Annotated in this window: 24 protein-coding genes and 1 other RNA gene; 4 read left to right on the top strand and 21 right to left on the bottom strand. The window is 62.1% G+C overall.

Annotated elements, in window-relative coordinates:
- Positions 1 to 58 precede the first annotated feature (58 nt).
- The gene (locus tag DWQ09_10270; GenBank protein ID KAA3627570.1) at positions 59 to 985 is read right to left on the bottom strand and encodes a hypothetical protein; all 927 of its coding nucleotides are present in this window, start codon (positions 983 to 985) and stop codon (positions 59 to 61) included.
- A gap of 85 nt (positions 986 to 1,070) precedes the next feature.
- Between DWQ09_10270 and DWQ09_10265 the strand changes: the two genes are divergently transcribed.
- Complete coding sequence (locus DWQ09_10265) at positions 1,071 to 1,520, top strand: DUF721 domain-containing protein (protein ID KAA3627569.1); 450 nt, start codon at positions 1,071 to 1,073, stop codon at positions 1,518 to 1,520.
- 17 nt (positions 1,521 to 1,537) lie between these two features.
- On the opposite strand, the gene DWQ09_10260 is transcribed toward DWQ09_10265, so the two are convergent.
- The 20 genes from DWQ09_10260 to rsmI all read right to left on the bottom strand — a co-directional run bounded on the left by DWQ09_10260 (position 1,538) and on the right by rsmI (position 22,633).
- A complete protein-coding gene (locus tag DWQ09_10260; GenBank protein KAA3627994.1) occupies positions 1,538 to 2,452 on the bottom strand; it encodes a UDP-3-O-acyl-N-acetylglucosamine deacetylase in 915 nt (304 codons plus the stop codon).
- Between the two features lie 541 nt (positions 2,453 to 2,993).
- Entirely contained in the window at positions 2,994 to 4,139 is a 1,146-nt protein-coding gene (locus DWQ09_10255; GenBank protein KAA3627568.1) for a cell division protein FtsZ, read from the bottom strand.
- Positions 4,140 to 4,249: 110 nt separating this feature from the next.
- Complete coding sequence (gene ftsA / locus DWQ09_10250) at positions 4,250 to 5,485, bottom strand: cell division protein FtsA (protein ID KAA3627567.1); 1,236 nt, start codon at positions 5,483 to 5,485, stop codon at positions 4,250 to 4,252.
- On the bottom strand, positions 5,469 to 6,302 hold the full coding sequence (locus DWQ09_10245) for a hypothetical protein (protein ID KAA3627566.1): 834 nt from the start codon (positions 6,300 to 6,302) through the stop codon (positions 5,469 to 5,471). The genes ftsA and DWQ09_10245 overlap by 17 nt, the downstream gene beginning before the upstream one ends.
- Positions 6,302 to 7,219, bottom strand: coding sequence for a D-alanine--D-alanine ligase (locus tag DWQ09_10240; protein KAA3627993.1), 918 nt, complete (start codon positions 7,217 to 7,219; stop codon positions 6,302 to 6,304). Before DWQ09_10240 ends, DWQ09_10245 begins: the two co-directional genes overlap by 1 nt.
- Positions 7,220 to 7,277: 58 nt before the next feature.
- Positions 7,278 to 8,150, bottom strand: a complete 873-nt coding sequence (locus DWQ09_10235) for a UDP-N-acetylmuramate dehydrogenase (protein KAA3627565.1) — start codon at positions 8,148 to 8,150, stop codon at positions 7,278 to 7,280.
- 5 nt (positions 8,151 to 8,155) lie between these two features.
- Complete coding sequence (locus DWQ09_10230) at positions 8,156 to 9,601, bottom strand: UDP-N-acetylmuramate--L-alanine ligase (GenBank protein KAA3627564.1); 1,446 nt, start codon at positions 9,599 to 9,601, stop codon at positions 8,156 to 8,158.
- Entirely contained in the window at positions 9,591 to 10,721 is a 1,131-nt protein-coding gene (gene murG, locus DWQ09_10225; protein ID KAA3627563.1) for an undecaprenyldiphospho-muramoylpentapeptide beta-N-acetylglucosaminyltransferase, read from the bottom strand. The genes DWQ09_10230 and murG overlap by 11 nt, the downstream gene beginning before the upstream one ends.
- Positions 10,706 to 11,899, bottom strand: a complete 1,194-nt coding sequence (gene ftsW, locus DWQ09_10220; protein KAA3627562.1) for a putative lipid II flippase FtsW — start codon at positions 11,897 to 11,899, stop codon at positions 10,706 to 10,708. The genes murG and ftsW overlap by 16 nt, the downstream gene beginning before the upstream one ends.
- An 8-nt stretch (positions 11,900 to 11,907) precedes the next feature.
- On the bottom strand, positions 11,908 to 13,266 hold the full coding sequence (locus DWQ09_10215) for a UDP-N-acetylmuramoyl-L-alanine--D-glutamate ligase (GenBank protein KAA3627992.1): 1,359 nt from the start codon (positions 13,264 to 13,266) through the stop codon (positions 11,908 to 11,910).
- 69 nt (positions 13,267 to 13,335) lie between these two features.
- Complete coding sequence (locus tag DWQ09_10210; GenBank protein KAA3627561.1) at positions 13,336 to 14,418, bottom strand: phospho-N-acetylmuramoyl-pentapeptide-transferase; 1,083 nt, start codon at positions 14,416 to 14,418, stop codon at positions 13,336 to 13,338.
- Between the two features lie 3 nt (positions 14,419 to 14,421).
- Positions 14,422 to 15,822 (bottom strand): UDP-N-acetylmuramoyl-tripeptide--D-alanyl-D-alanine ligase, encoded by a 1,401-nt coding sequence (locus tag DWQ09_10205; GenBank protein KAA3627991.1) that lies wholly within the window; start codon positions 15,820 to 15,822, stop codon positions 14,422 to 14,424.
- Positions 15,822 to 17,354 carry a UDP-N-acetylmuramoyl-L-alanyl-D-glutamate--2,6-diaminopimelate ligase gene (locus tag DWQ09_10200; protein KAA3627560.1) on the bottom strand — a complete coding sequence of 511 codons (1,533 nt, stop codon included), beginning with the start codon at positions 17,352 to 17,354 and terminating at the stop codon, positions 15,822 to 15,824. The genes DWQ09_10205 and DWQ09_10200 overlap by 1 nt, the downstream gene beginning before the upstream one ends.
- On the bottom strand, positions 17,351 to 19,066 hold the full coding sequence (locus DWQ09_10195; GenBank protein KAA3627559.1) for a penicillin-binding protein 2: 1,716 nt from the start codon (positions 19,064 to 19,066) through the stop codon (positions 17,351 to 17,353). Before DWQ09_10195 ends, DWQ09_10200 begins: the two co-directional genes overlap by 4 nt.
- Positions 19,063 to 19,335, bottom strand: a complete 273-nt coding sequence (gene ftsL / locus DWQ09_10190) for a cell division protein FtsL (GenBank protein KAA3627558.1) — start codon at positions 19,333 to 19,335, stop codon at positions 19,063 to 19,065. The genes DWQ09_10195 and ftsL overlap by 4 nt, the downstream gene beginning before the upstream one ends.
- Positions 19,332 to 20,264, bottom strand: coding sequence for a 16S rRNA (cytosine(1402)-N(4))-methyltransferase RsmH (locus DWQ09_10185; protein KAA3627557.1), 933 nt, complete (start codon positions 20,262 to 20,264; stop codon positions 19,332 to 19,334). Before DWQ09_10185 ends, ftsL begins: the two co-directional genes overlap by 4 nt.
- Positions 20,265 to 20,269: 5 nt before the next feature.
- Entirely contained in the window at positions 20,270 to 20,722 is a 453-nt protein-coding gene (locus tag DWQ09_10180; protein ID KAA3627556.1) for a transcriptional regulator MraZ, read from the bottom strand.
- Positions 20,723 to 21,004: 282 nt separating this feature from the next.
- Positions 21,005 to 21,349: RNase P RNA component class A (gene rnpB / locus DWQ09_10175), an RNA gene on the bottom strand.
- Between the two features lie 46 nt (positions 21,350 to 21,395).
- Positions 21,396 to 21,761, bottom strand: a complete 366-nt coding sequence (locus DWQ09_10170) for a hypothetical protein (protein ID KAA3627555.1) — start codon at positions 21,759 to 21,761, stop codon at positions 21,396 to 21,398.
- Between the two features lie 14 nt (positions 21,762 to 21,775).
- The gene (rsmI, locus tag DWQ09_10165) at positions 21,776 to 22,633 is read right to left on the bottom strand and encodes a 16S rRNA (cytidine(1402)-2'-O)-methyltransferase (protein ID KAA3627554.1); all 858 of its coding nucleotides are present in this window, start codon (positions 22,631 to 22,633) and stop codon (positions 21,776 to 21,778) included.
- Positions 22,634 to 22,754: 121 nt separating this feature from the next.
- On the opposite strand from rsmI, the gene DWQ09_10160 reads away from it, so the two are divergent.
- The 3 genes from DWQ09_10160 to DWQ09_10150 are packed head-to-tail and all read left to right on the top strand — an operon-like array spanning position 22,755 to position 25,705.
- A complete protein-coding gene (locus DWQ09_10160; protein KAA3627553.1) occupies positions 22,755 to 24,707 on the top strand; it encodes a penicillin-binding protein activator in 1,953 nt (650 codons plus the stop codon).
- Complete coding sequence (locus DWQ09_10155) at positions 24,637 to 25,086, top strand: YraN family protein (GenBank protein KAA3627552.1); 450 nt, start codon at positions 24,637 to 24,639, stop codon at positions 25,084 to 25,086. Before DWQ09_10160 ends, DWQ09_10155 begins: the two co-directional genes overlap by 71 nt.
- 28 nt (positions 25,087 to 25,114) lie before the next feature.
- Positions 25,115 to 25,705 carry a BON domain-containing protein gene (locus DWQ09_10150; GenBank protein KAA3627551.1) on the top strand — a complete coding sequence of 197 codons (591 nt, stop codon included), beginning with the start codon at positions 25,115 to 25,117 and terminating at the stop codon, positions 25,703 to 25,705.
- Positions 25,706 to 25,780 lie beyond the last annotated feature (75 nt).

Below are 25,780 nucleotides of genomic sequence, written 5' to 3'. Positions count from 1 at the left end.
TCCAGGGCGCGTTCGGCCAATAGGGTGTGACTCGAACGAGTCTGGCAGGAGGCGTGAGTCAGCGCTGGGCGCTGCGAACAAACTTAACAGGATCTACCTGGCGGCCGTTGATCAATACCTCGAAGTGGACGTGGGGGCCAGTGGAACGACCGCTGGTACCCATTTTTGCAATAACATCCCCCTTCTTGACGGTCTGACCGACCTCGACCACCAAATCCTTGTTGTGCGCATAGCGTGTCACGTAGCCGTTACCGTGATTGATCTCGACCAGATTGCCGTAGCCGTAGCGTGGCCCCGCCCAGGTAACAACACCCGAGGCGACTGCAATCACTTCGCTACCAATGCGTCCTGCGACATCGATACCATCATGATGCGCAGGGCGGCCGCTGAAGGGGTCGGTACGCATGCCAAAAAAGGACGAGATCCACCCACCCGTGGTCGGGCGTCCCGCCGGCAATACTTCTGCCTGCAAGCGGCGATTCATCAATGTTGACTCAAGCATGGACAGCTTCTGCGCGCGGTCTGTCAATCGCTGCTCAAGCATCTCCAGTGATTGCAGGAAATCGGGGATCTGGATCGATTCGCCGCTCGCCGACTCGGGGCCACCCTGTGCGGGAGTCTGTTCGAAGCTGAACTCGTTTTTGTCTAAATGGGCCATCTCGGCCAGGCGCTCACCAAGAGCATCCAAGCGGATCACGTGAGCCTGCATTTCACCGAGACGTAACGCCAAGGCATCCACATGTTCCCTGGCTTGTTGCCTGAATTCTGCCAACTCCTGGCGTTGCACCTGCAACTCGGTTTGAACCGTATCACGTATCGCAAAAGCGTCAGGAGAAGCAGAATATACACCGAGCTGATATCCCCCGACCGCCAAGCCCCCTGCAACAGACAGCACCGCCACAACTCCGGCGATAATGGCAAGCGGGGAGAACAGGTTCACGGTGCGTGAACGTCCTCCGCGGCGGGTGAACAAAACTATATGCATGGCGATCTGTGTTATCCTGCTTTTAGCCTAAACCTACCAAGGTTCCTGCCGGAAAAAAGCGAATCCGATTCCACTTTACTGCGCTATGACCCGCGAACCCTACCCGCTGCAGTTTCACCTCCGAAAGAGCACAGGTCCGCTCACTGAGCTTATGCACCGCATAAGCGAACATCAGACCTCATTGAATCTTGTTCGCTCGCTGCTACCGGCGGAGTATCGCGCTCACTGCCTGCACGTGAATCTGCGGCAAAATGAGGTTTTGCTACTGATGGACTCCCCCGTATGGGCCAACCGCACCCGCTATGTCTCACCAGCTATTCTTGAGAAACTCAACGGCCTGCATGCGAGCACCCTGAAGCGTGTGCGTATTCAGATCGCACCTCAGCAGAATCCAGAAACCAATCTCCCTAAAAGTCGCAGGGCCGCTTTGTCTCCGAGTGGCGCCGAAACCCTTCTTGGGGCTGCAGACTCAGTCTCCGATCCTGCTCTCGCAACCGCCCTGCGGCGACTTGCGCAACGCAGCACCGACTCATAGATCGCCCGAAACTCCAATCAGGTCAGCGCCTGAATCGGCCTGACATAAGATATCGGCAGCTTCTCCGAATCCTCAAATGTCACAAGTTCCCACGCGGACTCTTCCGCCATCAAGGCCCGCAACAACTGGTTATTGAGTCCATGACCGGACTTGTAGCCGTGAAATGCGCCTATCAGGCTGCGTCCGAGCAGATAGAGGTCCCCAATCGCATCCAATACTTTATGCTTTACAAACTCGTCCTCGTAACGCAGTCCATCCTCGTTCACTACGCGAAACTCATCAACAACGATCGCGTTGTCAAGACTCCCGCCCAGCGCCAACTTGCGCTCCCGCAGGCGCTCGATATCGCTTAGGAATCCAAAGGTGCGCGCACGACTGACCTCTTTAATGAACGAGGTGGTGGAGAAATCGATACAGGCTGTTTGACGGCGACCATCGAATACCGGGTGGTTGAAGTCGATTTCAAAGGAAACTTTGAATCCATCATAGGGCTCAAAACGCGCCCATTTATCCCCATCCCGCACTTCTACCGTACGACTGATGCGAATAAAACGTTTCGGTGCGTTCTGTTCTTCTATTCCCGCCGACTGCAGCAGAAAAACAAACGGTCCTGCGCTGCCGTCCATGATGGGAACTTCCGGCGCGCTGACATCGACGTAAGCATTATCGATTCCAAGACCGGCGAATGCGGACAGCAGGTGCTCGACAGTGGAAATACGCACATCGCCCTTAACGAGCGTTGTCGAAAGGCACGTGTCACCCACGTTTTCCGGGCTGGCCTTGATATCCATCGGCTGTTCCAGATCGACACGGCGAAAGATGATGCCGGTGTCAGGCGCAGCCGGACGAAGGGTCAGATAGACCTTTTCCCCGGTATGCAGACCCACCCCAGTCGCACGAATAACGTTCTTTAAAGTCCGTTGCCGGATCACGAAGTGACTTCCCCCCTTTTTTATCATGGGCATAAATCCGCGTGGATGGTAGCACACGACTTTATGCAAGCAAAGTGAAACAAATCACAAAACAAATCAGCTGTAACCCTCTGATTAAACAGGGATGCTGATATGTGCAAAAGTCGGTTGGTTCGACCAAAAACTAGAACCTATCTCAAAATCCCCCGCGTGCTGTGTTGAGCCCCAGAGGTGCGCTGGGTAGGCCCGAAGGCGCAGCCAATAGCAACGCTATTGGCAAGTCGAGAACACCGCCAGCGCACCTCTGGGGCCAACCCGAAGGGCCGGGCGCTCGTGGCTCCAGCGCGGTGTTGCGGCTCGCTCATTGGGAATGACCCAACCACGCTCGCCGCGCCTGGCGCTGAAACCGCGAGCGACCGGCACAACTCGCGGGGGATTCTGAGATAGGTTCTAGAGAAGGCCGAGCATGGCAGTGGAGGATACCGCCACACTCGGACCATCATTCCTCCCGGGCCTAGTTACACGCCCATTGAGAGGCCGGAAAGCGAAGCCAGCAAACCATCTAATCAGCCTGCCGCCGCAAAAAGGCGGGTATATCCAAATACTCGAGGTCCTCGGGCAATGAAGCGCGTCCGGAGTCGGCGGCCGCTTGATTGCGAATCACTGTCGGGCGTTCGAGCTCACGAAAATCCACCTCTGCCCCGGCCGCCTGCTGCACCAGTTTCACCGGAGGTTCTTTTGCTGTGGTCTTGCGCGCCCCGAGTCCGGTTGCCACCACGGTTACCCGCAGCTCATCGCTCATGTTCTCATCGATAACGGTACCTACAACCACGGTGGCATCGTCCGACGCGAACTCCTTGACGGTGTTACCGACCGCATCGAATTCACCTATTGAAAGATTCATTCCGGCAGTGATGTTGACGAGAATGCCACGCGCTCCCGCCAAATTGACATCCTCGAGCAGTGGACTCGCGATCGCCGACTCCGCCGCGATACGGGCACGATCCTCACCACTGGCCGACCCCGACCCCATCATCGCCATGCCCATCTCCGACATCACGGTGCGAACGTCGGCGAAATCCACGTTGATCAATCCAGGCCGTGTAATGAGTTCTGCAATACCCTGCACCGCGCCGAGCAATACATCATTGGCAGTCCGAAAGGCCTCCAGCAGACTGAGATCCTTCCCCAGCACGGTCAGCAACTTCTCGTTGGGAATAGTGATCAGGGAATCGACGTGCTGCGTCAGCTCTGCAATACCATGCTCGGCCACCGTCATACGCTTACGCCCCTCGAATGGAAACGGTTTCGTTACCACCGCAACGGTAAGAATCCCCAACTCCTTGGCGACTTGCGCAATAACGGGTGCAGCGCCGGTCCCAGTACCGCCACCCATACCGGCGGTGATGAAGACCATATCGGTCCCTTCAATGAGATCCTGGATCCTATCCCGATCCTCCAGTGCAGCCTGGCGCCCGACTTCCGGATCGGCACCAGCGCCCAGCCCTTTGGTAATCCCCCCCCCGAGCTGCATCATCGTAGCTGTTTCGAAGTTCTTCAGGGCCTGCGCATCGGTATTGGCACAGATGTACTCAACACCTTCTATATTGGCGCCCAGCATGTGGCGCACTGCATTTCCCCCGCCACCACCGACACCTAACACCTTGATCACCGCGTTCTGCGGATAGGCATCCATCAACTCAAACATGACATTTCCTCCTCGGTATGTTGTGACTGACCGGCCGGTACCGTGCACAACGACGCTTCGCTTCGCTTCCGCTCCACTTCACACTGGGGGGAACGGCTTCCCAGAAACACTCAAAAATTCCCCTGAAACCAACTCTTCATCCGTGTCCAGACACCCTTTACTCCCGTACCGATAGGTGCGCGCAGGGCATCGCCAGCACGGTTGTGTTGACCGAACAGCAACAGGCCTACGCCTGTGGAATAGATCGGGTTGTGCACCACCTCGGACAGCCCGGCGACGTATTGTGGATTTCCGAGTCGTACCGGCATGTGGAAAATCTCCTCGGCGAGATCGACAACGCCCTCCATCTTGGCGCAGCCACCGGTCAAAACGACTCCGGCGGCGATCAGATCCTCAAAACCACTGCGCCGTAACTCCGATTGAATGAGCGAAAAGAGCTCCTCATAACGCGGACCCACAACCTCTGCCAGTGTCTGCCGCGCCAGACGCCGGGGGGGGCGCTCGCCGACGCTTGGCACTTCGATGGTTTCATCGGGCGAGGCCAGTTCCGCCAGCGCGCAGGCGTATTTGATCTTGATCTCTTCGGCGTGCTGGGTCGGCGTACGCAGGGCGACGGCGATATCGTTGGTCACCTGGTCGCCGGCGATGGGAATCACCGAGGTGTGGCGAATGGCGCCCTCGGTGAACACTGCGATATCGGTGGTGCCGCCCCCCATGTCCACCAGGCAGACGCCCAGCTCTTTTTCATCGTCGGTGAGAACCGCATAGCTCGAGGCGAGTTGTTCGAGAATGATGTCATCGACCTCCAGTCCGCAGCGGCGCACGCACTTGATGATGTTCTGTGCCGCACTCACCGCGCCGGTGACCATGTGGACCTTGGCCTCCAGGCGCACCCCGGCCATCCCGACGGGCTCTCGAATCCCCTCCTGATGATCGATGATGAATTCCTGGGGCAGGATATGGAGGATCTTCTGGTCGGCGGGAATGGCCACCGCACGGGCTGCATCGATCACCCGCTCGACGTCGCTCGGCGCCACCTCCTTATCACGGATCGCAACGATGCCGTGCGAGTTGAGACTGCGGATGTGGCTACCGGCAATACCCGCGAAAACCGAATTGATCTGGCAACCCGCCATCAATTCCGCCTCTTCCACCGCACGCTGGATCGACTGCACGGTGGAATCGATATTGACGACCACACCCTTCTTCAATCCGCGTGAAGGATGAGAGCCGATACCGATGATCTCCACCCCCTCCTCCGCGTTCACCTCACCAACAATGGCCACCACCTTGGCGGTCCCGATATCGAGACCGACGATGAGGTTCTTTTCAGACTTTTTTGGCATTCGCCAAATCTCCCTTTAACAATCCACTTTGCCGATTTGCAGGCTGCTCCACCGAACTCAGCGGTGGCGCAGAAAACTCGACGGCAAACCCATTCGCGTAGCGCAGATCAACGCGTGTCACCGCGCGTTGCTCTTTGCTCAGAACGGAGGTGTAGTAACGCGCAAATCGGGCCAGCCGTCGCGAAACATCTTCGCGTCCCAGATCCAGCGTCACACCACTGGACAGCTGGACGCGCCAGGCATTGCGTTCGTCAAGCTCAATGCTCTGAACACTTGAGCCACTCTCCGCCACCAGGGACGCGAACTCCCGATAACGTTGAGTGACAACCGCAGACAATCCCGGCGGACCGTTGAATTCCGGTAACCCCACCGGTCCTGTGCCCGTGGCCGCGGCAAACACGGTTCCCTCACTGTTCACCAACCCGCCTGGCACCCACTTCGCGTAGGGCCGCTGCTCCGTGACATGGACGACCAATCCCTCGGACCAAATCCGTCGCACGCTGGCACGCTGCACCCAGGCCAGGCTTTCCACACCGCGGCGCACCGCCTCGACATCGACCCACAGCAACCCACTTCCCACGTGTTCATTCACCGCCTGTTGCAGCTCAGTGCGCACCAGATACTGAAAGTCACCCTCCACCCTTACGCTGTGCACCGGAAAAGTGGCCGGATCAACCACCCAACGCGTGCTCTGAATGAGTGCCATAGCCGTGGGAGCCACCACCAGCAGCAACACCGCCGCCCACTTGAAATACGGTCGCCAGCGCGACGGTGCACGCTCGTCGTGCCGTCTGGCCTGAGTGCGGCGCTGCCCCATCACCTCTGCCCTTCTCGGCCAGGAACCCAACTGCGCCGCGGTTCGAGACTGGTCTCGAGAATCCTCCACACCAGTTCATCGAACTCGATCCCCGCCGCACGGGCAGCCATCGGCACCAAACTGTGATCGGTCATGCCGGGCACGGTGTTGACTTCAAGGAGATAGGGATGGCCGTGGCTGTCGAGGAGAAAATCAACACGACCCCACCCCGCGCCACCCAGGGCCGCGAAGCCCTCCAACGCCAGTTCATGGAGGCGCTGCTCGGCTTTATCCGGCAGGCCGCACGGACAGTAATAGCGGGTGTCATCACGCAGATATTTGGCATCGTAGTCGTAGAACTCCACCGCGGCTTCGATGCGAATCACCGGCAGCGCCTCACCGTCGAGGATCGCAACCGTGTACTCACCACCCGAGACAAACCGCTCCGCCAACACCGTTGTGTCGTACTGCGCCGCCAGTTCGTATGCACGCTGGAGTTCGCCGGTGTGTTTGACTTTGGATATACCCACACTCGACCCCTCGTTGGACGGCTTGACGAACAGTGGCAATCCCAGCACGCGCTCCACGGCATCGAAATCGCTGCGCTCATCCAACACCTCGTAGACGGGCACCGGCAGCCCCAACGCCTGCCACAGGAGCTTGGTGCGCCACTTGTCCATGCCCAGGCTCGACGCCAGGACACCACTCCCTGTATAGGGCAACCCGATGGTCTCCAATGCGCCCTGGAGCACGCCGTCTTCCCCGCCGCGACCGTGCAGCACGATAAAGACCCGATCGAATTTTCCTGCCGCGAGCTGATCCAACACACTGCTTTGCGCATCGACGCCATGCGCATCGATGCCACGGTTCAGCAGCCCGCGCAGCACCTGCGCACCGCTCTTCAACGACACTTCGCGCTCGGCCGAGCGCCCGCCCATCAGAACGGCGACTTTGCCAAAATCGCTGGCGCTCTGTGCCTTCAAAGCCCGCACCCCCTCACGCCGCCCTGCCCACGATGCGCACCTCCGGCGCCAAGGTGACACCGTGATGCTCCTGTACCCGCACGATCACGGTTTCGATAAGCCGCTCGACATCCGCAGCGCATGCCTTACCCAGATTGACGATGAAGTTGGCGTGTTTTTCTGAAACACAGGCATCGCCGATCCGCAGCCCCTTCAGCCCCGCGGTCTCTATCAGGCGCGCCGCGTGGTCGCCGGGCGGATTGCGAAACACCGAGCCACAACTGGGTAGGTTGAGCGGTTGTGTCGCCTTGCGTTTCTCCAACAGGGTCCGTATGCGATCCGCAACCTGTGCGCTGTCTCCGCGCTCAAGCCTCAGCACCGCGGCCACAAACCACTCGCCGGCGGGGACATCAACACTGCGATAACCAATGCGATAGTCGGCGGGATGACGTGTTCGACGATTACCTTGGCGATCGACAACCTCCACCGATTCGACGTGTGTCCAGGTCTCTCCGCCAAAAGCCCCGGCATTCATGGCCAGCGCGCCGCCCATGGTTCCCGGTATGCCGGCGAGGAACTCAACACCGCACAATTCCTGTTGACTGCAGAAACGGGCCACTTGGGGGCACGCCACACCTGCCTCCACCCGCACCCGCTGCGCATCGATTCGTACCATTCCTCCCAGCGCTCGGAATGCGGCGATCACGGTGCCTGCGACCCCGCCATCACGAACCAGCAGGTTGCTGCCCAGCCCCAACCAGAAAACCGGTTCCTCGTCGGTGAGTTGCTGCAGGAACTCCGCGAGATCGGCAATATCCTTGGGTTCGTAATAGCGTTCGGCCGGCCCGCCAATCCGCCAACTGGTATGCCGCGCCAAAGGCTCGTTATGGAGCAGATTGCCGCGCATCGCATTCACGACCTGGCCCCCTGGGTGAGAGCAGCGGCGAGACCAGCTGCGACGGCACCGATGTCCCCGGCGCCCAGGGTCAACAGGATGTCGCCATCCTCCAGCACACCGGGCAGCACCTCGGGTAACTGGCGCACCTCCTCGACGAAGATGGGATCGACCTGACCGCGGGCGCGGATGGCGCGCGACAAGGTACGGCCGTCGGCACCCGCCAGCGGTGCCTCGCCCGCGGCGTAGACCTCGGTCAGCAGCAGTACATCGACACTGGAGAGCACCTGCGCAAAATCCTCAAAGAGCGCACGTGTCCGGGTGTAGCGGTGGGGCTGAAAGGCAACCACCACGCGCCGCTCCGGCCACCCGCTGCGCAGGGCCTCCAGTGTGGCCGCAATCTCGCGCGGATGATGACCGTAGTCATCGACCAGCATCACCCGGCCGGAGGGCAGATCGATCTCACCGTTGAGCTGGAACCGTCGGCCAATACCCTGGAAGGCATCGAGCGCGCGCAGGATCGCCGCGTCGCTGACACCCACCTCCTGTGCGACGGCGATGGCCGCTGTGGCATTGAGCACATTGTGGCGCCCGGGCAAATTGAGCGTCACCGCCAGGGGCTCCGCGCGCCCCGCGCGGTGAATCGTGAAGCGTGTGCGCAGCCCATCCTGGCGAATGTCGATGGCGCGAACGTCGGCACGTGCGTCGGTACCGTAGGTGAGCAGCGGCTTGGATATCTCCGGCAAAATGCCGTTCACTTCGGGATCATCGATGCACATCACCGCCAGACCATAAAAAGGCAGGTGGTGAAGAAACTCCAGGAAGGTCTCGCGCAGCTGATCGAAGTCCCCCTGATAGGTCTCCATGTGATCGGCGTCGATGTTGGTCACCACCGCCAGCATCGGCTGCAGATAGAGAAAGGAGGCATCGCTCTCGTCAGCCTCGGCCACCAGGTAGCGACCGGCACCGAGCCGGGCGCTGCTGCCGGCACTGTTCAGCCGGCCACCGATCACGAAGGTGGGATCGAGCCCCCCTTCACCCAAAAGGCTCGCGATCAAACTGGTGGTCGTGGTTTTGCCATGCGTTCCGGCCACAGCAATGCCATAGCGAAAGCGCATCAGTTCAGCCAGCATCTCGGCACGGGGTATTACCGGGATCCGCGCGGCCCGCGCCGCCTGCACCTCGGGATTGTCCTGTTTGATGGCGCTGGAAATCACCACCACGTCACTATCGCTCACGTTGCGCGCCTCATGCCCCTGGAAGATGCGCGCGCCTTGCGCGGCGAGGTGGCGAGTCACCGCGTTTTCGGCGAGATCCGAGCCGCTAACCGTGTAGCCAAGATTGAGAAGCACCTCGGCGATCCCACCCATGCCCGAGCCGCCGATGCCGACCATATGAATGTTGCTGATCCGGCGAATCCAATCGACACCCACCGATACCCGGGTCGTATTCTCAGGCGCCATGATGCACCCCCTGATCCGACGCAGTGCTCGCCAGGCGCGCCTCCAACCCGGCGAGACTCAGACACTGCGTTCCGACCCGATCGGTCGCCTCGGGCTGGGCGACGCGGCGCGACGCCTCCGCCATTGCCAGCAGCCGCTCCCGATCCTGATCGAGCTGTTGCAGATGTTCGGCCAGGAGTCCCGCAGAGAGCAGTGGCTGGGGAATCAGTTCCGCCCCGCCCTGCGCTACCAGCCAGCGGGCATTGGCGCTCTGATGGTCGTCCACCGCGTGCGGGTAGGGCACCAGCAATGCGGCCACACCGGCGGCGGTGAGTTCCGCAATTGTCAGGGCGCCCGCCCGGCACAACACCAGATCTGCCCAACCGTAGGCCTGCGCCATATCCCCGATGAACGACTCCACCCGGGCCTCGACCTCGGCGTCGCGATACGCGGCACGCCCCTGCTCGAGTTGGCGCTCTCCCACCTGGTGCCAGATTTCGGGTCTGCACTGCGGCGCCAAGGCGGCCACAGCCTCGGGCACGACGCGATTGAGAGCTACGGCCCCACGGCTGCCACCCAGCACCAGCAGGCGCAGCGGCTTGCCGGTCGCTGCGCCGCGTAACGCCGGTTCCGGCAGGGCCGCAATCTCAGGACGAACGGGGTTGCCGGTGCTCACCACCTTGGGACTGGGTACAAAAGTTCCGGGGAACGCCTCCATCACCCGCTTGGCCATGCGGGCCAGCAGCCGATTGGTCAGTCCGGGAATCGCGTTTTGCTCGTGAATCAATAGCGGTGTACGCAGCAACCAGCTTGCCAATCCCCCTGGCCCGGTGACGAAACCGCCCATGCCAAGCACCGCGCGCGGGCGGCAGCGACGCAGAATCGCCAGCGCCTGCATGAGCGCTCGCAGCAGACGCACCGGCGCCAGCAGCCACCCGATCATCCCCTTGCCGCGCAAACCGGTAACCTGCACCCACTCGATCGGAATACCGGCCGCGGGCACCACCCGCGCCTCCAATCCGGCTTGGGTGCCCATCCAGGTCACCTCGACACCGCGCTCGCGCAGCCACCCGGCCACCGCCAGGGCGGGAAACACATGCCCCCCGGTGCCACCGGCCATGATCATCACGCCGCCCGCCATGTGGCCTCCTCACCGCGCCCGGCCTGTTCCGCTTCGCGACTCTCCAGATCGACGCGCAGCACCAGCGCCACCATCACGCAGGCGACGATGATGCTGGTTCCCCCGTAGCTCATCAGCGGCAGGGTCAGTCCCTTGGTGGGCAGCGCGCCCATGTTGACGCCGATATTGATGAGTGCCTGCAACCCGATGCAGATGCCGACGCCCCACGCAGCGTAGGCCCCGAACAGTCCGCCGCTGCGCTGGGCGCGCGCAGCGATAACAAACATGCGCCAGATCAGTACCGAGAAGAGCGCCACAACCCCCAATGCTCCCAGCAGACCGAGCTCCTCAGCGAGTACGGCAAAGAGGAAATCGGTATGTGCCTCGGGCAGGTAGAACAGTTTCTGCACGCTTGCGCCGAGACCGACCCCAAGCCACTCGCCACGACCGAAGGCGATAAGCGCCTGGGTCAGTTGAAAGCCGCTGTTGAAGGGGTCGGCCCAGGGATTGAGGAACGTGGTCAGCCGCTCCAGGCGGTAGGGGGAGCTGATCACCAGGTACCAGGCACCGGCCATACCCGCCGCCAGCAGCACCAGAAACTGCCAGAACTTCACTCCGCCCAGGAACAGCATCCCCATCACGGTCACCATCAACACACCGGTCGCGCCAAAGTCCGGTTCCAGCAGCAGCAGCACCCCGACGGCAGCGACCACCATCAAGGGTTTCAGAAAACCGCTCAACTGTTCCCGTAGTTCGTCACCACGACGCACCAGGTAACCCGCGACGAAGAGCACCATGAAAAGTTTGACCAATTCGGAGGGCTGCAGCCCCACCGGACCGACGCGCAGCCAGCGCATACTGCCGTTGACCTCGCGGCCAACGCCGGGGATCAATACCAGGACCAGCATCACGACGCCCGCCAGCAGCAGTGCCGGAGCACCGCGCCGCCAAACCTCCAGAGGCGTGCAGAACATCATCCAGGCCGCCGCCAGGCCAATACCCAGGAAGACGCTATGACGCAGCAGGTAATAGAGGGGCTGGCCGAACCTGCGATCGGCGATGGTGATCGACGCCGAGGCGACCATTACCCAGCCGAGCGCCAGCAGAACGGCAGCCGCACCCAACAGCCACGGATCCAGACGCAGCGGGTCGTTCACCGGCAGACTGCGTGGCGCGGAGCGCAGGGCCCGGGTGGTCATTACTACGCTCATGGCGCCAGCCCCCGCACCGCGGCGGTAAACCGATCGCCTCGTTCCTCGAAGTTACGGAACATGTCGAGACTGGCGCAGGCAGGCGCCAGCAGTACCGCGTCACCCGATCGCGCCAGGGATACCGCCACCCGCACCGCCTCCTCAACCGATTCGACCCGGTGCAACGGGACACATTGCCCGAGCGTTTCCGCCAATCGCGGCGCGTCGCGGCCCAACAACACGACCGCGCGGGCGTGGCGCTCGACCGGCGCCTGCAAAGGCGTCAGATCGGCTCCTTTGGCATCGCCGCCCGCAATCAGGATCAGGGGTCGTTCGAAGCCCTCCAGGGCGGCAACGGCGGCGCCGACATTGGTCGCCTTGGAGTCGTTGTACCAGGCCACACCTGCGATCTCGGCCACGAATTGGCAGCGATGCGGCAGGCCCGGGAACTCGCGCAGCGCCGCCACCATCGGTTCCAGCGGCAGACCCACCGCCTCGCCGAGCGCCAGGGCTGCCAACGCATTGGCGACATTGTGGCGACCGGCCATGCGCAACTCGTCAACCCCCAGCACAGGCTGCCTGCCCCGCATCAGCCAACGGCCGCCGGCGCGCTGCCCAAGCCCGTAACCATCGGCCTTCGGCGTGCCCAGCGTGAAGGTGATCGAGCGCCGACCGGGCAGGACCATCGCCACGACCTGGGGATCGTCGGAGTTGATAACCATCACCCCATCACCGCGATAGATTCTCTCCTTGGCGGCGCGGTATTCCGCCGGATCGCCGTAGCGGTCCATGTGATCTTCGCTGATGTTGAGTACCACCGCCGCGCTGGCGTTGAGCGCGTGCGCGGTTTCCAGTTGGAAGCTGGACAGCTCGATCACATACAGCTCCAACGCCGGATCGAGCAACTCCAGCAAAGGGGTACCCAAATTGCCGCCCACCCCAACGCGGCGACCGGCGTGGCGCGCCATCTCGCCCACCAGGGTGGTGACGGTGCTCTTGCCATTGGAACCGGTGACCGCAACGACCGGTGCGCCGGCCTCGGCGGCAAACAGATCCACATCACCCAGCACCGGCGTGCCCTGCTCCAACGCTTGCGCCAGCAGCGGTTCGCGCAACGACACGCCCGGGCTCACCACCACGGCATCGGCCGCAGCGAACGCCTCGGCGGCAAAGCCGCCGAGAAACAGCGCTGCATCGGGGAGCCACTCGCGCACGGCCTCCAATGCCGGTGGTTGCATGCGGCTGTCGGTAATGGCGACTTCCAGTCCACGTGCACTCAAATAGCGGGCACAGCTCAAGCCGGTCTTGCCCAGGCCGACCACCAGCACCCGCCGCCACTGTTTCCAGGGCGCGCTTTGTTGACCGTTACTCTGCATTGCCCACGCCAGTCTTTCTCTCTCGATCCCGTTGTTCCCGCTTGCCAAACCCACCGCGTTCATCCCGTCTCAGCGCAACTTCAAAGTGGCCAGGCCGATCAGCACCAGAATGACGGTGATAATCCAAAAGCGGACAATGACCCGCGGCTCGGGCCAGCCCTTCAGTTCAAAATGGTGATGCAGCGGTGCCATGCGGAAGATGCGCCGCCCGGTGAGCTTGAACGAGGCGACCTGGAGGATGACCGAAACGGTCTCCACCACGAACACGCCGCCCATGATCAGCAGCACCAACTCCTGGCGCACCACCACGGCCAACACGCCAAGCGCTGCGCCCAGGGCCAATGCGCCCACGTCACCCATAAAAACCTGCGCCGGGTAGGCGTTGAACCAGAGAAACCCCAATCCGGCCCCCACCAATGCACCGCAGAAGATCACCACCTCGCCCACTCCAGGCAGATAGGGAACGAGCAGGTAACTCGAAAAGTTCACGTTGCCCGAGGTGTAGGCGAAAATACCCAACGCGCCGGCCACCAATACGGTGGGCAGGATCGCCAGACCGTCGAGACCGTCGGTTAGATTGACCGCATTGCTGGAACCGACGATGACGAAGTAGGCCAGTACGACGAACACCCAGCCCAGATCGAGAACGACTTCCTTGAAGAACGGAACGATCAGCTGAGTCTCCGCCGGATTACTGGCCGAGAAGTAGAGCAGCAGCGCTGTCACCAGCCCCGCCAACGACTGCCAGACATATTTGCTGCGTGCAGAGAGTCCGCGACTGTTGCCGTAGACGATCTTGCGGTAATCATCCACCCAGCCGATCGCGCCGAAAGCCAGCGTCACGGAGAGCACGATCCAGACGTAGCGGTTGCTGAGATCGGACCACAACAGCGTGCTCACCGCGATCGCCACCAGAATCAACGCCCCTCCCATGGTCGGAGTCCCGGCCTTGGAGAAATGGGTTTGCGGGCCGTCATCGCGCACCTGCTGCCCGATCTGACGAAAACTGAGATGGGCGATCATGAAGGGACCGACCACGAAGGAGATCAGCAGCGCGGTCAGCACGCCGAGAATGGCGCGAAACGTCAGGTACTGAAAGACGTTGAAGGCGCTGTAGTAATTGGAGAGGTAATCAGTCAGTGCGTGCAGCATGCGTCAACGCCCCCTCTTCGCGTCGTCGCTCGGCATATCCTTACCGTTAGCGACCAACTGTTTGACGACCTGCTCCATACGCATGCTGCGCGATCCCTTGACCAGTACGGTGGCCTGGGGTGGAAGGTGGCGCAGCAAAGCCTCGATCAGCAGTTCATGATTGGGGTAGTGGTTGGCACCCTTGCCGAAGGCATGAACGGCGTGGCGGCCAAGAGGACCCAGCGCACAAAGTCGTTCGATGCCGGCAGCACGGGCATAACGCCCGGCCGCGGTGTGCAGCGCCACTCCGTCGGTACCCAGTTCCGCCATATCGCCCAGCACCAGCCAGCGCTCACCGGGACACACCGTCAGGACATCGATACCGGCTGCGAGCGAGTGCGGGTTGGCGTTATAGGTATCGTCGATCAGCCGCAATCCCTGGCGGCCGGCGCGATACTGCAGCCTTCCGGTGACCGCCCGGACCTGGCCGAGTCCAGCCGCGATGGCGTTGATCGGAATCTCAGCCGCCAGTGCGACTGCCGCAGCCGCCACCGCGTTGAAAGCATTGTGACGCCCGGCGAGGGGCAGCCGGAGTTGCAGCGGACCCTCCGGCGTGTCGATCCCCAGGCAGGAGACGAAGCCTTCGTCCCCCAGGGTCAACGAGAGCGCGCTCTCATCCAGCCGCACATCGCAATCCGGACCGCTGCCAAAGGTCAGCCGACGACGCTGTCCCGCAAGTTCGTGCCAGACAGGCGCACCCGGATCATCCGCATTGATGACGGCAACACCGTGCTCGGGCAGCCGGGTGTAGATCTCGCCCTTGGCGCGCACCACGCCATCGAGCGAACCAAAACCCTCAAGGTGGGCTGCCGCCGCGTTGTTGACCACAGCCACATCGGGCAGTGTGATCTCGGCCAGATAGGCGATTTCTCCCGGCGCGCTGGCGCCCATCTCAATCACCGCGTAACGATGTTGCGAACCCAGTTCGAGCAGCGTCAGCGGCACGCCGATCTCGTTGTTCAGATTCCCCTTGGTGGCCAGGGTCGGCGCGCATTGGGTACAGATGGCGGCCAGCATCTCCTTGACGGTGGTCTTGCCGTTACTGCCCGTTACACCGATGACCGGGAGGCGAAATCGGCGTCGCCACGCGGCAGCCAGTTGCCCGAGGGCGCGGCGCGTGTCCTCTACCGCCAGCAGCGGCAACCCGGTGTCGCGCCGGCGATCGGCGAGGGCGCAGACAGCCCCTTGAGCCGCCGCCTGTTCCAGGTAATCGTTACCGTCGAAACGGGGTCCGCGCAGGGCGACGAACATCGACCCCGCTGTCAAATGCCGCGTATCGGTGCTGACCCCGGTATAGCGGACATCGTGTACCGGGGGATCCAGGCCCAACATGTGCGCGGTGTCGCTGAGACTGGTGGCAATCATCATGCGCCGCCTCCCGTCAATTGGGCGGCGAGCGTCCGGTCACTGTAGGGCATACGCCGTCCTGCGACCTCCTGGTAGTTCTCATGCCCCTTGCCGGCGACCAGCACCACATCGCACGCCTCCGCAGCGGCATAGGCGGCGTGAACGGCACGCTGGCGATCGCGTTCCACCAGCGCCTTGCCCGGCTCGCTCAATCCCGCACGGATATCGGCAACGATGGCGTCGCCCTTCTCTCCTCGCGGGTTGTCGTCGGTGATCACCACACGATCGGCGAGCCGCTCGGCAATCGCGCCCATTTGCGGCCGTTTGCCCTGGTCACGTTCTCCTCCACAACCGAACACGCACCACAGCATTCCCTGCGTGTGTTCGCGCACCGCAAGCAGCGCCTGCTCCAGCGCATCGGGTGTGTGGGCGTAATCCACCACCAGAAGCGCACGACCCGCCGCGGAAAAGCGCTCCATCCGCCCGGCCACGGCGCGGGTCCCGGCGAGACGTTGCACGGCTTGCTCCAGTGTCCACTCCTGGGCCAGCAGTGTCGCCAGCGTAGCGAGCAGGTTGCTGGCATTGAAACGCCCCAACAAAGGCGCACCGAGTACCGCCCGGCCCCAGTCGCCATCGACTTCCATCCTCAGTCCGTCCGACGAAAGCGTCACCTCCGTCGCCCACAAGTGTCTGATCGGACACCCGGCCGCGGTGGTGCCGAGCGACTGGTTGGCTTCAGCGTTCAGACTGTAGGCGACGGCGCGCACCACGGGCGGCAGGTCGCGCAGCAACCGCCGACCGGCACTGTCGTCAGCGTTGATCACGGCGCAACCCAGATCCGGCCAATGGAAGAGCCGGCGCTTGGTGGCTTCATAACTCGCCATGTCACCGTGATAGTCCAGATGGTCGCGTGACAGATTGGTGAAAACTGCGGCATCGAAAGCCACGCCCCCCACTCGTCCCTGATTCAGCGCGTGGGAGGAGACCTCCATCACCACGGCGTGGGCACCCTTCTGGCGCAGATCGCTCAAGGTCGCGTGCACGGTCAAGGCGTCAGGTGTGGTATGGACGCCCGGATCCAGCGCGCCGAAAAGCCCGTTACCCAGCGTTCCGATAACGCCGCACGCGGCGTCCTTGTGGTTCAGCGCCTGAGCGAGGTAGTGACAGCACGAGGTCTTGCCGTTGGTGCCGGTAATGCCGATCACCTGCAGTGCCGCCGAGGGGTGTCCGTGGAATCGATCGGCGATCAAGCCAACCTTATCGCTCAACTGCGCGACGGCGATCGCCGGCACACCGAGCGGGTGTACGCCGTTGGCGCCCTCCGGGTCGTAGACGATGGCCACGGTACCCTGACGCAGGGCTTCGGAGATGTAGTCAACGCCGTGCGTCCTGCCGCCCCTGCAAGCCAGGAACAGGTCTCCACGGCGCACGATGCGGCTGTCGATCTGCACCCCGGAAACCACCACATCTTCACAGGCTGGGATTGCGACGACACCCTGCAGCAACTCGCTGAGATAACGCTCGTGGTGGTGCACCGGAGCCGCCATCATCGCTCGACCTCGCTGCGCGCCATCTGCGTTTGCAGCGCGGGCAGATCATCGGGGGCCACGTCGAGCAGGCGCAGCGCGCCGGCCATGACCCGCGAGAAGACGGGACCCGCGACCTGCCCGCCGTAGTACTTTTCACCGCGTGGATCATCGATGACCACAACGCTCACCAGACGCGGATCACTCAGAGGCGCGATACCAACGAAGATCGCCACATACTGATCTTCCGAATACGCGCCGTTGACCAACTTGTGCACCGTACCGCTCTTGCCCGCAACACGGTAACCGGCCACCTGCGCGCCTGGCGCTGTGCCTTCTGGACCCACCACCGCCTGCAGCATTTCGCGTAGCTGGCGCGCGACGCGTTTGGCGACGACGCGTTCACCGGCCGGCGCTACACCGACCCGCACCAGGCCCAACGGGCGCAACACGCCATCAGCCGCAATAGCGCTATAGGCATGGGCCAACTGCAGAGCGGTCGTGGCGAGCCCGTAACCATAGGAGAGGGTTGCCTGCTCGATGGGGCGCCAGGTGGAGTAATGCGCCAGCGATCCGGTCGACTCACCCGGAAAACCGATCCCCGACTGCGTTCCGAAGCCAACCTGGGTGAACACCGACCAGAGACTCTCGGGCGGCAGGGTGAGCGCGATCTTGCTGGCGCCCACGTTGCTGGATTTGCTCAACACCGTGGCCAGATCGATCGCCCCCAGGTTGCGCGAATCACGGATCATCTTGCCGCTCACTTTGTGCCAGCCGGGTGTGGTATCGATGGCGGTATCGGGGTGATAGCGACCCGACCCAAGCGCTGCGGCCACGGTGAAGGCCTTGGCGGTGGAACCCGGTTCAAAGACATCGGTGACGGCGCGATTGCGCATATGTGAAGGCTTGAGATCGCCACGGTTGTTGGGGTTGTAGGCCGGCTGATTGACCATCGCCAGAACCTCGCCGGTGGTCACATCCAGCATCACCAATGAACCTGAACGCGCGCGATTGGCCGCAACCGCGGCCTTCAACTCACGGTAGGCGAGGTACTGTATGCGCCGATCGATACTGAGGGAGAGGTCGCGCCCGGGTCGCGGCACGCTGATGCTCTCGACATCTTCGACGATGCGCCCGAGACGATCCTTGATCACACGTTTGGCCCCCGGGGTGCCGCGCAGGTGATCATCGTAGGCGAGTTCCAATCCCTCCTGGCCGCGATCGTCCACATTGGTGAATCCGATCAGGTGCGCCGTCACTTCGCCCATCGGGTAGTAGCGCTTGTATTCGCGCTGCAGAAATACACCGGGCGCTTCCAGCGCCTGGACTTGACGCGCGAGATCCGGAGTCGCATGGCGTTTGAGGTAGACAAACTCGCGATCGCGCCGCTCTTCCAGCAGGCGTTTTACGGCGTTAGGATCGAGGTCGAGTTTGCGCGCGACACGAATCAACGCCCGATTGTCCGCCAACAGTGCATCGGGCTGCGCCCACACCGAATCGACCGGCGTACTGATGGCCAGAGCCTCGCCGTTACGGTCGGTAATCACACCACGGTGTGCAGAAATCGGCACCGTCCGCAGATGGCGCGCATCGCCCTGTTCCTGAAGGAACGCCTTGTTGAAGATCTGCAGATCCACGGCGCGCCAGACCAGCAGCCCCACGGCAGCCCCCAGCATCGAGAGCACCAGGGCACGGCGCCAGCGATAGCTTGGATTGGGGACTTGGTCTCGATTCATCGTTTCACGATCACTACGTGGTCGGGAGTGGGAATGCGCATCTCCAGGCGCTCGCGGGCAACGCTCTCGATCCGGCCATGGGTCGCCCAGGTCGCCTGCTCGAGTTGCAGCCGCCCCCAATCGATCTGCAGATCGTCCCGCGATTTCTGCACTCCCTGCAGCTCGACAAACAACTTGCGGGTTTGATGCTTGGCATAGATCACGCCGAGCGCCGACCCCAATACCGCACCGATCAGCAGCGCCATGGCGACACGCGCAAAGCGGCTCATGACACGCGCTCCGCAACCCGCAGCATGGCACTACGGGCGCGCGGGTTTTGCTCCACCTCTTGCGCTCCGGCGCGGATCGCTTTACCCACCGGGCGCAGCCGTACGGCGAGCTGAGCCTGGGTCAAGGGCAGATCCGGCGGCAGGTCACCACCTCTTGCCTCGCGCTGCATGAAGCGCTTGACGATGCGGTCCTCCAGCGAATGAAAACTGATCACCGCCAGACGCCCGCCCTTGGGCAGCAGTTCGACGGCCTGCTCGAGACCTGACCGCAGATCGTCCAGTTCGCGGTTGATGAAGATGCGGATCGCCTGGAAACTGCGGGTGGCCGGATGTTTTCCCGGTTCCCAGCGCGGATTGGCGGCAGCGACGATCTCGGCCAGCTTGCCGGTGGTAACGATGGGCGCCTCGCGGCGTGCCTTCACTATCGCCCGCGCCACGCGTTTGGCGTAGCGCTCCTCGCCATACTCTTTGAGGATCTGGGCGATCTCCTGTTCCGGGGCCCGCGCCAACCACTCCGCCGCGCCGCGCCCGGACTCCGGGTCCATGCGCATATCCAGAGGGCCATCGTGGTAGAAACTGAAACCCCGGTTCGGGTCATCCAACTGAGGCGAGGAGACCCCAAGGTCCAGCAAAATGCCATCGACCTTATTGACTCCCTCCTGCCCGAGCATCCGCTCTAGCATTGCGAACGACCCCCGATGTATGGAAAACCGTCGATCCGCAGAAAACTCGTTTCTTCCCACCTCGATTGCCGCCGGATCCTTGTCGATGGCGATCAATCGCCCCTGCGGGCCCAGACACTGGAGGATGGCCCTGCTGTGACCACCCCGCCCGAAAGTACCGTCCACGTAGATGCCGTCAGCTTTCATCATCAGCGCCTCCAGCACTTCCTGCAGAAGCACCGGACGATGGGCGAGTGCCTCGGCCATCGCCCTTACAACGAGAGCGTCTCAAGACCGGAACCCAACTCCGACCCGCCCAAACCATCGGCAAGCCACGTCTCGCGACGCGCGTTCCAGGCTGATTCCTCCCACAACTCAAACTTATTGCCCTGCCCGACCAGCACGACGCGCTTATCGAGTTTGGCAAATTCACGCAACGGCGGGGGCAGCAGGACACGGCCGCTGCTGTCGATCTCGCAATCTGCGGCGTGACCGACCAGGAGACGCTGCATGCGCCGCACCTCGGGATCCAGCGCCGGCAGCCGCATCAATTGGCGTTCAATCTCAATCCACGCCGGCAAGGGATACACCAACAGGCAATGGTCGGGATCGACGGTGATCACCAACGATCCGTTGCTCTGCTCCTGCAGCGGCTCGCGGTAGCGCGTCGGAATCGCCAACCTACCTTTGGCATCGAGATTGAGCGTGTTGACGCCCCTGAACACGTTTTGCCCCCTTTTATTCGGTTCCTCCGCCCCGGAGGCGGAGATGGATCATTTCCCATTCTGACCCACTTTGTCCCACATTTTCACACTATAGGTATCCAAAACGCATTGTGTCAAGGCGTTTTCTCCACAAGAACAGGGGTTTACGAGCATTTTGTGACCTGTGCACGTAGCTGACACACGCACGAAACAGCCCATCAATATCGAGCTATTTCATAAGGTTGACGGGTTAAGCTAAATGACGACATTAAGTCGCGGGAGGGGTGGTTCGGTGCGGAATAAAGGGAGAGTCGGCCGATAAGCCGGGTTCTGTCGTGGACAACCATTCATCTGGGATGTGCGTCGCCGCACACCTCAAGCGACCTACCCGGGGACAGTGCGGGCCGCACCTATCGCCCCCCTATTTGGTCTTGCTCCGGGTGGGGTTTACCCTGCCACCGCCGTTGCCGGCGGCGCGGTGCGCTCTTACCGCACCATTTCACCCTTACCGGTCCCGAAGGACTTTGGCGGTATGTTTTCTGTGGCACTTTCCGTAGGCTCGCGCCTCCCAGGCGTTACCTGGCACCCTGCCCTATGGAGCCCGGACTTTCCTCCGTGACAAAGCACAGCGGTTGTCTGGCCGACTCTCATCCCTACAGTAGCCCCAGGCTACCTGCGTGGCAAGGATGGCCGGCTACTGGCGCCCTACCACTTCGACGCGCTCCTCTTCAGCGAGGGTCACGGTCACGCCGTCCAGCGTGGTGAAGGTTCGGCCGCGCATCTCGCCGCGGCTTACGTGGTATTGGGTTGTGAGGCCCGTGCGGCTGTTGATGACCTTCACCGACAGGACTTCGTTACGTTCCTGCCAGTCGAGATAGTAAAAGGTCACGCCTACCCCGATGACCGTTGCCAAAAATCCGTAGGCGATAAACCGCGGCCATTTTGGCATTGGAACCTGCGGCGTGGCGCTCCCCGTGGCCGTCTTTCCGCGCAGACGGCCGCGGGCAATCACCAGCACCACCAGGATGACAACGATGGTAAAGAGGATCTTCCCAATCATGGCGCGCTACCCTATCACACCTTCGGTTTCAGAGTTTGCGCCAGTGCGTAGAGTCGATTTCGGCGACCTCCGGTGATCCGCGCTGCAATGAGCGCAGCCTGTTTGGCCGACAACTCTTCGAGCAGAATCTTCAGTACGCGCTCCTCCTCAAGGCCGGTCTCATCATCCGCAGCTTCTGCACCCCGGATCAGGACAACAAACTCGCCTCGCTGTTGATCGGGATCGTCTGCCACCCACCGGGCCAAAGCTCCGAGGGTTCCATCGCGAATGGTCTCGAAGCGTTTGGTCAGCTCGCGAGCCACCACCGCCGCCCGACCCTTCCCCAGAATCTTCGCCATATCACTCAGCGCGGCAACTATGCGGTGACTCGATTCGTAGATGATGAGGGTTCGTGTTTCCCGAACCAGGGCCTCAAGCCGCTGGCAGCGGGCCGCCTGTTTCGCCGGCAGGAAACCCTCGAAAACAAAACGGTCCGATGGCAATCCCGCGGCCGACAGTGCGCAGACAGCGGCGCTGGGACCTGGGATAGGCACCACTCGAATCCCGGCGGACCGCGCACCGCCCACCAGATGAAATCCGGGATCGCTGACCAGTGGTGTGCCGGCATCCGAGATCAGTGCCACCGGATCTCCCGCCTGAAGACGTGTCAAAAGCTTAGCGGTCACCTCGCGCTCGTTATGTTCATGCAGCGCCAGGACGGGGGTATGAACACAGAAGTGGCGCAGCAACGGTCGGCTGTGGCGCGTATCCTCGGCGGCGATCAGCGCCACCCCCTGGAGCACTGCAATGCCACGCAGGGAAAAGTCGGCAAGATTACCGATGGGCGTAGCGACAATATAAAGCGTACCCGGCAGAATGGTTTCCGACACCATGAATGAGCCTTGGAGTTTTGTGTTTTGCGATGGACGTCGGTGGTCGCCGACTTCCCCGTCGCGCTATCATCTGTTTCCTTACAGGCCTCGCTGACGCTAGGCCGTGCATTTTGGGAGCGCCATGAACCGTTGGGGAGAAATCTGTGGGGTGCTGCTCCTCGCTACTGTTGCAGGATGTGCAACGCCGGTCAAGGAGACACCGCCCCTCGGGATTCCGGAGACAGTGGACCTGGAGCGCGCGCGCGCGCTCGAAAACGAAGGCGACCTGCTGGGCGCCGCGCGGCAGTATCTGGGTCTTGCGCGCGAGGCTGACAACCTCGAGACGCGCTTTGAACTCACGCTCCAGGCCGGCGAGCTGCTGATTCGCGCGGGTGAATTGAGCACCGCCGATCAGGTGCTGCAGCAACTCAAACCGCCTGCCCCCACCCCCCTGCTGGAATTCAGCCTGCGCTTGGCGGTCGGCGATCTGGCGCTGAAACGCTCCCGCGCCGAATTGGCGCTGCAGCAGTTAACCATGCCTGAACCGGGAACTCGGCTTACCCAGGCGCTGATGCTGCGACTCCACCGACTGCGGGCGGAGGCCTACGCGCTGAGCGGCAACGCGCTGGAAGCGGCCAACGAACTGCTCCTTCTGGAGGGTCTGCTGGTGGACAATGCCGTGATCGCAGACAATCAGGCGCTGATTCTGCAGACGCTTTCGCCCCTGACGGATCAGGCGCTGGAGCAGATGCAGGTGTTGGCCCCCGATGTGCTCGCCGGCTGGCTCGAGCTGACCCGGATCGCCAAGGCCCCCAGCGGTTCGGCACAGTTCCAGCGCAGCATTACCGAATGGCGTGCCCGGTTCCCCGATCATCCGGTCCTGCCACAGACAATCGATCGGCTGCGTGCCCGTCTCGCCGTTGAGCCCCTGCGCCCCACTCAGGTGGCGGTACTCCTCCCGAGCACCGGCCCTTTCGCTGAACCCGCGATCGCGGTGCGCGACGGTCTGCTGACCGCCTTTTACAGCGACACCTATCCGGAACGCCCGATTCTGCGGTTTTACGATGTCGCGGCTGATGGCAGCAATGCGGTCGTGACCTTGCAGCAGGCGGTCGCAGAGGGTGCGCAGTTGATCGTCGGACCGCTCAGCAAGAACGCGGTAACGGCCGTTGCGCGCAGCGATGCCTTACCCGTTCCGGTGCTGGCGCTCAACCAGGCCGAACTCGCAGATACCGTTCCGTTGCCGACCAACCTTTATCAGTTCGGACTGCCGCCCGAGGCGGAGGCACGCCAGGCAGCGGAACGCGCGTGGATCGAGGGCCATACGCGAGCGCTGATTCTGGTACCCGACGGCTTGTGGGGCTCGCGGATCGCGACAAGTTTTCGCGAGCGCTGGGAAGCCCTGGGGGGAATCGTCCTCGAACAGCAAAGCTACGACTCCACCAAAAACGACTACTCCAATCCCATCAAGGCCCTGTTCGATCTGAACGAAAGCGAAACACGGCGTACCAATCTGCGCCGCACCCTGGGTACGGAGATCAAATTCGAGCCCCGCCGCCGCCAGGATGTCGATGTGTTGTTTCTCGGCGCCTTTCCCCGCCAGGCGCGCCAAATCCGACCGCAGCTCAAATTTCACCACGCCAGGGATGTCCCGGTAATCGCCACCAGCCACATCTTCACCGGCAAGGTGGATCGAGCCGCCGACCGCGACATGGATGACCTGCTGTTCGGCGATACCCCTTGGACATTGGGAGTCGAACGCGCGACGGTGATCCAGCGCACCCAGATTGCCAAGGCATGGCCCGAGGCACAGGAACGATTCAGCCGGCTCTATGCCATGGGTTTCGATGCCTATCGTTTAATCCCCTATCTGGAGTGGTTGCAGACCTATCCAGAAGAGCGCTATGAGGGGGAGACCGGCCAGATTTCCATCGACGAACGCGGGCGTATCCACCGTCGGCTGGCATGGGCGCGATTTCGGCAGGGCGCTCCGGACCTGATTGGCTTCGCTCCAACGCTGATCGATGGTCGGCCGGTGGCGGAGGAACCTCAACAAGAGACGCCTGCTGTGGTACCTGCGTCCAACCCCTCGTGAGGAGTCAAGCAGGGCCGTGACACAACCGACACCCAGACAGCGCACCGGAGCACGTGCGGAGCAGCAGGCGCTGGAGTATCTGGAAGGGGCTGGGCTGTGTCTCGTCGAACGCAATTTTCGCTGCCGCTATGGCGAAATTGATTTGATCATGTTCGATACTGAAACCGTCGTATTCGTCGAGGTGCGCTTTCGTCGCAACAGCCTCTTTGGCGGACCGGCGGCCTCCGTCGATCAACGGAAACGTCAGCGCCTGATCACCACCGCGGAGCATTTTCTGCAAAGACATGCGGCACTGCGGCGCCGACCTGCCCGATTCGATATCGTAGCGGTTACGGAACCTAACGCTATCGAGTGGATTCCAAATGCCTTTGGAACGTAATTCAAACTTCACCCGCGTCTAACAACACATGGATAAAACGATGAAAAATCTTACCCATCTGATCACGCTGCTCCTGATCATCGGTACCGTCACCGGCTGCGCAACCGCGGTAGTCGGCGGTGCTGCAACGGGAGCAGCCGTCGTTCACGATCGTCGCACGGCCGGAACTGTCGTCGATGACCAGGGCATAGAGCTCAAGATCAACAATGCTATCGGTGCCAGTCAACGCCTGAGCGGGAACTCGCACATCAACGTCACAAGTTATAATCTCAATGTGCTGTTGAGCGGCGAGGTGGGAACACCCGCATTGAAGGTCGAAGCCGAAAGGCTCGCGGCCGCGACCCAAAATGTTAACCGCGTCATGAATCATTTGGTCGTGGGGCCAAACAGTTCGCTGGGAGCACGCACCAAGGACACCTGGATCACGACCAAGGTCAAATCAAGTCTCTTCGGGATCAAAATTGAAGGTTTTGACCCGACCCGCATCAAGGTAGTGACGGAAGCCAACACGGTATTTCTCATGGGTTTGGTCAACCGCCAGGAAGGCAGCGCCGCGATAAACGAAGCGCGCCAGGTCTCAGGCGTACACAGGGTGGTCGCCCTCTTCGAATACCTCTGAGCTTCCCGGAGAGGGCCCTCGCGCAGCACAACAAGGGCCGCATCGCTCAGAGGTCATCGGCAGTGACGCCGGACG

It is taken from the genome of Pseudomonadota bacterium (assembly GCA_008501635.1).
Classification (GTDB): Bacteria; Pseudomonadota; Gammaproteobacteria; order QQUJ01; family QQUJ01; genus QQUJ01.
The sequence above is the reverse complement of the archived record's forward strand: the minus strand, read 5'-3'. Positions and strand labels throughout refer to the sequence as shown.

What these genes read in the sequence shown, in the direction of transcription:
- DWQ09_10270 (KAA3627570.1), bottom strand. Translation starts at nt 985, where the DNA reads ATGCATATAGTTTTGTTCACCCGCCGCGGAGGACGTTCACGCACCGTG.
- DWQ09_10265 (KAA3627569.1), top strand. Translation starts at nt 1,071, where the DNA reads ATGACCCGCGAACCCTACCCGCTGCAGTTTCACCTCCGAAAGAGCACA.
- DWQ09_10255 (KAA3627568.1), bottom strand. Translation starts at nt 4,139, where the DNA reads ATGTTTGAGTTGATGGATGCCTATCCGCAGAACGCGGTGATCAAGGTG.
- ftsA (KAA3627567.1), bottom strand. Translation starts at nt 5,485, where the DNA reads ATGCCAAAAAAGTCTGAAAAGAACCTCATCGTCGGTCTCGATATCGGG.
- DWQ09_10245 (KAA3627566.1), bottom strand. Translation starts at nt 6,302, where the DNA reads ATGGGGCAGCGCCGCACTCAGGCCAGACGGCACGACGAGCGTGCACCG.
- DWQ09_10240 (KAA3627993.1), bottom strand. Translation starts at nt 7,219, where the DNA reads ATGGGCGGGCGCTCGGCCGAGCGCGAAGTGTCGTTGAAGAGCGGTGCG.
- DWQ09_10235 (KAA3627565.1), bottom strand. Translation starts at nt 8,150, where the DNA reads ATGCGCGGCAATCTGCTCCATAACGAGCCTTTGGCGCGGCATACCAGT.
- DWQ09_10230 (KAA3627564.1), bottom strand. Translation starts at nt 9,601, where the DNA reads ATGGCGCCTGAGAATACGACCCGGGTATCGGTGGGTGTCGATTGGATT.
- murG (KAA3627563.1), bottom strand. Translation starts at nt 10,721, where the DNA reads ATGGCGGGCGGCGTGATGATCATGGCCGGTGGCACCGGGGGGCATGTG.
- ftsW (KAA3627562.1), bottom strand. Translation starts at nt 11,899, where the DNA reads ATGACCACCCGGGCCCTGCGCTCCGCGCCACGCAGTCTGCCGGTGAAC.
- DWQ09_10215 (KAA3627992.1), bottom strand. Translation starts at nt 13,266, where the DNA reads ATGCAGAGTAACGGTCAACAAAGCGCGCCCTGGAAACAGTGGCGGCGG.
- DWQ09_10210 (KAA3627561.1), bottom strand. Translation starts at nt 14,418, where the DNA reads ATGCTGCACGCACTGACTGATTACCTCTCCAATTACTACAGCGCCTTC.
- DWQ09_10205 (KAA3627991.1), bottom strand. Translation starts at nt 15,822, where the DNA reads ATGATTGCCACCAGTCTCAGCGACACCGCGCACATGTTGGGCCTGGAT.
- DWQ09_10200 (KAA3627560.1), bottom strand. Translation starts at nt 17,354, where the DNA reads ATGATGGCGGCTCCGGTGCACCACCACGAGCGTTATCTCAGCGAGTTG.
- DWQ09_10195 (KAA3627559.1), bottom strand. Translation starts at nt 19,066, where the DNA reads ATGAATCGAGACCAAGTCCCCAATCCAAGCTATCGCTGGCGCCGTGCC.
- ftsL (KAA3627558.1), bottom strand. Translation starts at nt 19,335, where the DNA reads ATGAGCCGCTTTGCGCGTGTCGCCATGGCGCTGCTGATCGGTGCGGTA.
- DWQ09_10185 (KAA3627557.1), bottom strand. Translation starts at nt 20,264, where the DNA reads ATGGCCGAGGCACTCGCCCATCGTCCGGTGCTTCTGCAGGAAGTGCTG.
- DWQ09_10170 (KAA3627555.1), bottom strand. Translation starts at nt 21,761, where the DNA reads ATGATTGGGAAGATCCTCTTTACCATCGTTGTCATCCTGGTGGTGCTG.
- rsmI (KAA3627554.1), bottom strand. Translation starts at nt 22,633, where the DNA reads ATGGTGTCGGAAACCATTCTGCCGGGTACGCTTTATATTGTCGCTACG.
- DWQ09_10160 (KAA3627553.1), top strand. Translation starts at nt 22,755, where the DNA reads ATGAACCGTTGGGGAGAAATCTGTGGGGTGCTGCTCCTCGCTACTGTT.
- DWQ09_10155 (KAA3627552.1), top strand. Translation starts at nt 24,637, where the DNA reads ATGGTCGGCCGGTGGCGGAGGAACCTCAACAAGAGACGCCTGCTGTGG.
- DWQ09_10150 (KAA3627551.1), top strand. Translation starts at nt 25,115, where the DNA reads ATGGATAAAACGATGAAAAATCTTACCCATCTGATCACGCTGCTCCTG.